Annotated in this window: 4 protein-coding genes; 2 read left to right on the forward strand and 2 right to left on the reverse strand. The window is 37.7% G+C overall.

The window, feature by feature from the left end; translation table 11 throughout:
• The coding region (locus tag QCH34_RS04325; protein WP_300330646.1) for a hypothetical protein at nucleotides 1-2547 on the reverse strand (2547 nt) is incomplete at its 3' end.
• Nucleotides 2548-2807: 260 nt separating this feature from the next.
• Between QCH34_RS04325 and QCH34_RS04330 the strand changes: the two genes are divergently transcribed.
• Nucleotides 2808-3335 (forward strand): acyltransferase, encoded by a 528-nt coding sequence (locus QCH34_RS04330; protein WP_300330649.1) that lies wholly within the window; start codon nucleotides 2808-2810, stop codon nucleotides 3333-3335.
• Between the two features lie 118 nt (nucleotides 3336-3453).
• Here QCH34_RS04330 and QCH34_RS04335 read toward each other — a convergent pair whose 3' ends face one another.
• The gene (locus QCH34_RS04335) at nucleotides 3454-5127 is read right to left on the reverse strand and encodes an asparagine synthetase B family protein (RefSeq protein ID WP_300330652.1); all 1674 of its coding nucleotides are present in this window, start codon (nucleotides 5125-5127) and stop codon (nucleotides 3454-3456) included.
• 950 nt (nucleotides 5128-6077) lie between these two features.
• On the opposite strand from QCH34_RS04335, the gene QCH34_RS04340 reads away from it, so the two are divergent.
• Nucleotides 6078-6922: sugar-transfer associated ATP-grasp domain-containing protein (locus QCH34_RS04340; RefSeq protein WP_300330657.1), on the forward strand; the 845-nt coding region annotated here is incomplete at its 3' end.

The raw sequence follows: 6922 nt of genomic DNA on the forward strand, positions 1-6922 counted from the left end.
GATACTACGCTGCTCGTCCACCCTACGTCTCGCTGTGACTTCGTCACCGATAGAAATGCACTGTACTGACTTGAAGGACGCACCTGGTGCAATTGATTTCAATGTTTCTTGTTTGAACTGGAATAAACAATAGTTCGTATATGTTACTGAACCGGAGTACAACAAATCTGATGGATATGGAGAAGTTGGCAGGTACTCGATATATATGCCGGAGTGCTCATTTTGCAGAAAAACTCCGTAGAATTTGTCGTCTCGAGGAGAACTATCTTCCGAAGGATATACTTTCTTCTCAATTCGCTGATCATCACCGAAAAGGATGAAATTTGTGATTGGGCTGAAGAAACGCGTTGTTGCGGATATCTGCATTCCAGATGAGACATCTGACCAATCATTAGAAATAACAGATTCACGACGAATGGAATTTTCATAGAAAGAGTATGTTACATTCATCGTACCAATTGATTGACCACTTGAATTCTGAAGAAGGCATGTATAAATAACGTTATTTTCCTGCACCTTTGTTGAAAACGGCATCTCAAATATATTATACCCTTTCTTTTCACCATTAACTAAATCTATTGTAATGAAATCCAAGGTGTGTCCATCACCAAGGTAATTTGTCTGGTTTGTACCGATATATGTGATTTGTGGTGAGTTGTGATTAAGAATCAACATATAGCTTGTCGATTCTATAATAATATTGGACCTGCTCTCGTGTATTGTGATGTCGTTACTATGGTACATTTCACCATAATTGCCTAGCTCAGCAGCGGAGTTGCGATATATTCCAAAATCCTTGCTTGAATATATCTTATCGACCACAATATTATCATCGACATGCATCTGTGATTGAGAACCACCGAGATTTGCAGCTATTTTATCTGAAACGAGAATATATCTGACACCATAATATGAATTAAGATCTTGAGCTGCTTGTTCACTCCCACTGTAAAAAAGGTCTCTTAATGATTTCTGATACCTTTTCAACTCATCCCCATAACTGAGATGGTATATATCTTTTTTTCCAGTAAATATTGGTGTTGTTCGCAAACCATATCCAGAAACACCTTCATACGAACTGCCGATATTGCTCAGCCAGGTCATACCATCAACAATATAATCATCGCCAGATATCTCAGGTTGATAGTAAGAAGTACCAAGGGCAGGGACTACGATAAAGGATGCAAATATTATAGTAAATATTCCATACAATAGCCATGTACCAGTCCGAGCATTCTTCATGCTATCCTTGTAAAACCAGTTTACCAAGTAATCAATGCCGAGAACTGCTGTGATCGGAATGATGATGAAAAGATACGTAATGTTCCTTACCGCACCGGTAGAAATTGAGATATCTGCCAAACTCCGCTGAAATTCAGGGAATATACAAACCACTAATGCAGCGATCATTAAGCTTTTTCCCTTTGAATTAAGTCGGAAAAAGCCGATACACGAAAGAAGTACGTGGATAGGGCCCAACCATATAGGAATTGAGGCAAGGCCTTTAGATAGATTTGTGGGAAGAACAGCAATCTGGTAAAAGCCTCCAAGAGGAGCGATATGTTTTTCCATTTTCTTGTGCGCAAACAAAAATAACAGGCAAAGTGCATATATCAGGGCTGACCAGAGAATTGCATATGCAACATTCGCATCAACAAATAGGTTCGAGTAAAATATCCAACTCAGATCATCAGCTAATAGAATATTGAGTTTAGATGCGAGAAAATCCCCTGGTTTAAGAAACATTGTTGCTTTGTCTATGTATTGAGGATGTATGTAAGGAAAGGCCGAAACGGAAATCACATATATAAATAGCATACTTGCTGACATGAGGTAGACTGGTTTTGAGAATTTACCCCAAACCAAGCAGTACAGAAAAAGGAAAACAAGCGATAAAGAGAGCAAAAAAATATAGGTCCCCGTATGCATTATTGTAATAATAAATACACTCACAATCATCATTATTGCTAATTTCCAACTGAATTTTTCCTTCATTACGCAGTACAGAGATAATAAAACAAAAGGCAGAACAATAGATGATGGTCTAAAATTGACGGCAATTAACGCGATATTCGGCATTGATAAAAGAAAAAGAAGGGCAAGCAATTTCTGTGTCTTTGTTTTTAAAAATAGATCCGAGTATAAATAGAACGTAATGAGAAGGATGAAAACGGATATCACGGCGTAGAGATATATTGCGGTCTTTGGGTCAGTTCCTATTAATTTCGCTACCGTACCACCTAAAAGCCATATGGCGAAAGGGTACGTGTAGGGCGCATTTGGATCATCGGGATTGGATACCATCGAGGTAACCTGTTGATAAAAATCCCCCATTGAATCCGTCAGGAATATCTGAATAGCATGGAATAGATGCGTATATTCATCAGTGCCAAAAAGTCTTCCATACGAAAATATGGGTATAACAAACGCAATAATTAAAACTGTTAGTAAGAACAAGAGGATTATATTGTAGCAATCGTCTTTATCAATCTTAAATATAGAACTCCATTGATCCACTCTGTTTTTTAATAATTCCTTTAAACCCATTGATGTCTATCCTATTATTTAATGGATTCAATCACGTTCGAATAATACATTAGAATGTTCTCACGCACTAATTATTCCTTTCCATCGGCAACTCTACTATTGGAAATTCCTTCGCGCAAATGGCAATATACCTGAACAAAATTAATATAGACTAATATGAAAGAGAAGATAAGATATTAAAGATAGTGTCTAAAAAAATTATTAAACATTCTCAGGCTCATGATTCAATTATCATCAATATATTGCATTGCTGTGAAAATATGAAAAACATTCCGAATTTCTATAAAAAGTTCTCAGATGTCTATTTCTCGTCAGTACATATACTTGCCATGCTAGTTCCATTCGGAAGGGTTAAAAAAGGTTTGTATCGATTAAGAGGAACTTTGATAGGAAGAAATGTGGACATCGCCCAATTCGTTTTTTTGGAAGATTCATCTCCATCATTAATCCAGATTGAAGATTATGTCGATATTGGCCCAAGAGTGACAATTGTCGCTCACGACTCAAGCCTACATTGCATCGATCCCGAAATACCCCTTCAATATCACAGAGTATTGATTGAACGAAATGCATACATTGGTGCCGGCGCTACTATCCTTCCAGGAGTCACGATTGGTGAACACTCGATTGTTGCAGCAGGGGCTGTCGTTACGAAAGACGTCCCTCCCTTTGTGATTGTTGCAGGAGTTCCAGCAAAAAAAATCGGAACGGTTGAAGAAAAAATTGCCAAATATTATGAAACTGCAGAATCTTTCCCGAATGAACCGAATGACGCCTCCGACATATAAATATCGAGCATCACATAGTGTAGCTTGAACTCAACAAGTAGCAATATGGCATCAAACATCGAGAGAGTGAATGTTTAAAGGTATCAATTTCAAGTATCTATGAGCATTATCGTCGTCCTTATTCATCAGATTCTTGGCAAAATGTTATCTTTGGGAATATTTTCGATTTAATTCCAGGAAATAATCCATTTAAATAGGCAAATGCAAGAAATGAATTTATATATGTTATTCCGGAATAGAGATTGTAATAGTCGTGTTCCGGTACGATGCCCCACATAGCATATCGGTGTTTATCATACTCCGCTTTTCTCTGCCGGGGCTTCAATATCCTAAGGGCAATCTCAGATAATGCATCAGACTTTTTAATCATACTTTTCAGTGATAAAGATCGGGAGATTCTTAATTCGGTGGTGCATTCTATTTGCTTTAATGCTTCAAATTCACCAGTAAATAAGCGTTCTGCCGCATATTTTCTATAGAGTATTTTTTTAATTCTGCTCGATAATGGCACTCTACAGTAGAAATCCATTAGCTCAGCATCACAAAGCGGGATCCTCCAATCAAAACCGAAAAATTCAAACGCGCGGGATCCATTAAGGATCAGCTTTGCAGTTCGCTCTTTTAAAGCAAACAATTCCAGTGCATCAGCACAGGATTCATTGTCGTACACTTCGATCGCATCAATAGTTCGCAGAATGTTTTCATTAAAAATCGGTATGAGATCATTTGCGCCCTCGAATTGCCTCACATGATAGTGCTGTTTTATGATATCTTTCTGAAGTTTTTCGATCGTATAGTCCTGAACTTCGGAATAATCATGAGGAATAAAAACGCCAGGAAACAAATCGGTATGCCCTGGTACAAAAACAGCGTTATTATTTATTTTTCCCTCATCATTTAGCTCCTTAATTGCAAGAAAATCCTGAAGATATGGCAAGGATGTCAGATTTCCAGCATATTTATTATATTCTTTCATCATATCACTGTGGTAGCATTCATACCATTTGTCTTCAGTATACTCTACATAATGCCAGGGATAACCAACCGCATCTGCAACCTGCTTGCTTATCTCTGCCTCAGGCCAATTCGTATTTCCATAGCTGAAACATATCACATCATCCACGCCGAGCCGTTTCAGCATAGCAACGATCAGTCGCGAGTCAAGCCCCCCACTTAATGGCACGACAATCTGTTGGTCCTTGATTGATGCAATGAGCCTCTTGAATACACGCACTAATATACCGTCAAGATAATCCAGCAAAACATCATCGGGTTCCTTGAAAAAATTCTCGTGTTTAAAACGATAGTAGGATGACGTACTGAAATGATCCTTCGTATGATCGCAGACAAGGTATTCTCCTGCTTGAAGTTGGGAGAGACCGTCGAAAAGGGATCCAGATCCTGTAACATACCCTGTAATGAGTAATTCTGCACTGTTACACTCATTAAAGGAGGGGGAGATTAGATCTCTGAGGAAATTTGCGTCATCTGAAATGATTAATTTTGATTCGGCCTTTGCATAAAATAGAGGAATACTCCTCAAACGATCAACAACACCAATGGTCCATTTGGGCATATTAAAAATAAATGCAAAATTTCCATTCAGAGCACGAAGGAACTGCTCAAGAGAATATTGATTATTAAGCACGTCTGAAACGATTCGGGCGATTTTTGCCCCATCAATCAATTCATCTCCGCAGAACACTTTCCCTTTATACCAATACCTCATCTCCTCCACGGTACCGTAAATCCAAGGATAATAACAGTTATCCGCATGGATCTCTATTTTCATCGCTCTAACCTACCTCTTCATTACTAATGACTGCTTGCTACGATCTCATCGGAAATAATAACGTTATTGTACATAAAATGCGACAAGAACTGCACTGCAATTGTGATTGTCAGAAAATATAAATATTATTACACCGCTCCATCTTAGCAACTCAATTTAGACATTCTGGTATATTTCATTCACCAAGTATTCCATCGAGTAAGTAATTGCATTCAATTATGTAAATATTGACTCAGTAGGAATGCAATCTTAACCGGAATTGCTAATCGATAACAAGATCAAAGGTACGGTGACTCATTGAATCATGTAAACCTACAAAGGCTAAAGGGCCAGTACATGAATCGACAAATTGGTTCATCAATTTTATTGACGCTGCTCTGAATGCGATGAGGGCATCATGATTACCTCTCCGTTTCTCCAGATTCTGTAAAAGAACCTACAATCATCATCAATTGATTGCGATCATCCCCCTAATTGAGTTTTATTGAGGACCAACTCTTCGTATCGGGTCTTGAGTGTCATGGTCCGGTGACTGTTCCGCCAGGTTTTCATCGAACTGGTTCTCTGGCATCTCCCCCCTCTGGCCTGCTGATAGGTCTCTTCCTGCATCACCTCGTTGAGAAATCAGTTGAGGAGTTGTTGCTGTCTTCGTCAGCGGTAAGATAATCAAGTACCACTTCCTTTCGATTTATGTCCTGTATTCTCCTCTTTGTCTATTCTGGATCAGATGCAGGGCCTTTTCCAATTTTACAGCTCCTTGTGTACACTACCACGAGTTTATCAACAATATGCTCTTCTTTTTATCGATCAAAAGGTACTTATTCATATGTTATTCATTTAAGCTTATGACAACTCTAGAGAGGCTAATTCGAAAATTCGAGTACGACAATTACATATTAAAAATTAAAGAGAAGACTTTGTTGAGAAGAAATCAAGAATTGAATTATCACATGAAATTGGCCAATGAACGATATCATAGATGTGAGAATAAAAAATCTAAAAGTCAAATAAAAAAAGAAATGAATTTATGTAAAAACTACTGGAAATGCAATCCGTTTCATTATTTATTCTACGATCTGTATGATGCAACATATAACCTGACTGATCATCAACTGATAAACTATATTCCTTTTTTTTTCTGGTATGATATATTCCATAGGTATCATATACCAACAAGAGTATCAATTCTCGTTGATAACAAACTGATTACGGAGCAGATGTTCCGCAGTCTCGGCATTTCTCAGCCTGAAACATTATTTAAGCTAATTGATGGTCATTTTTACTCAGATACCATGCAAAAACTACAATTTGACGATATTCAAGGGAAGATTTCTGATAACAATTGGAGCAAAATATTTGTAAAGCCTGCAATGGGATTAGGTGCATATGGCACATATGTATTTAAAAGAAATGAAGATGGATTGTACATTACCAAAGATAACATTGTCTTCACTGAAGCGTTTCTAAATGAGATAGGTATAAAACAAGACTATATTGTTCAGCCAGGAGTCGAGCAACACCATAAGATGTCAGAGATCTATCCTCATTCAATAAATACCTTTAGAGTGATGACGGAATACAAAGACGGGTCAGCAGAGGTGTTATGTGCATTTTTACGCATTGGAAGAGGTGGTGCGGATACTGATAACGCCTCACAGAGCGGCATAATAACTGGGATTAACACAGATACAGGAGAATTGAATAATTTTGCAATGTCATATTATAGTCGAGAGTATTTTCAAAGGCATCCTGATACTGGTTTTGCATTTAAAAATTTTAACGACAATATATGGAA

Source organism: Methanocalculus sp. (assembly GCF_029762515.1).
In the GTDB taxonomy this organism is placed as follows: domain Archaea; phylum Halobacteriota; class Methanomicrobia; order Methanomicrobiales; family Methanocorpusculaceae; genus Methanocalculus.

Excerpts from the sequence above, each read along its gene's own strand:
- QCH34_RS04335 (WP_300330652.1), bottom strand. The coding sequence starts at position 5,127 with ATGAAAATAGAGATCCATGCGGATAACTGTTATTATCCTTGGATTTAC.
- QCH34_RS04330 (WP_300330649.1), top strand. The coding sequence starts at position 2,808 with ATGAAAAACATTCCGAATTTCTATAAAAAGTTCTCAGATGTCTATTTC.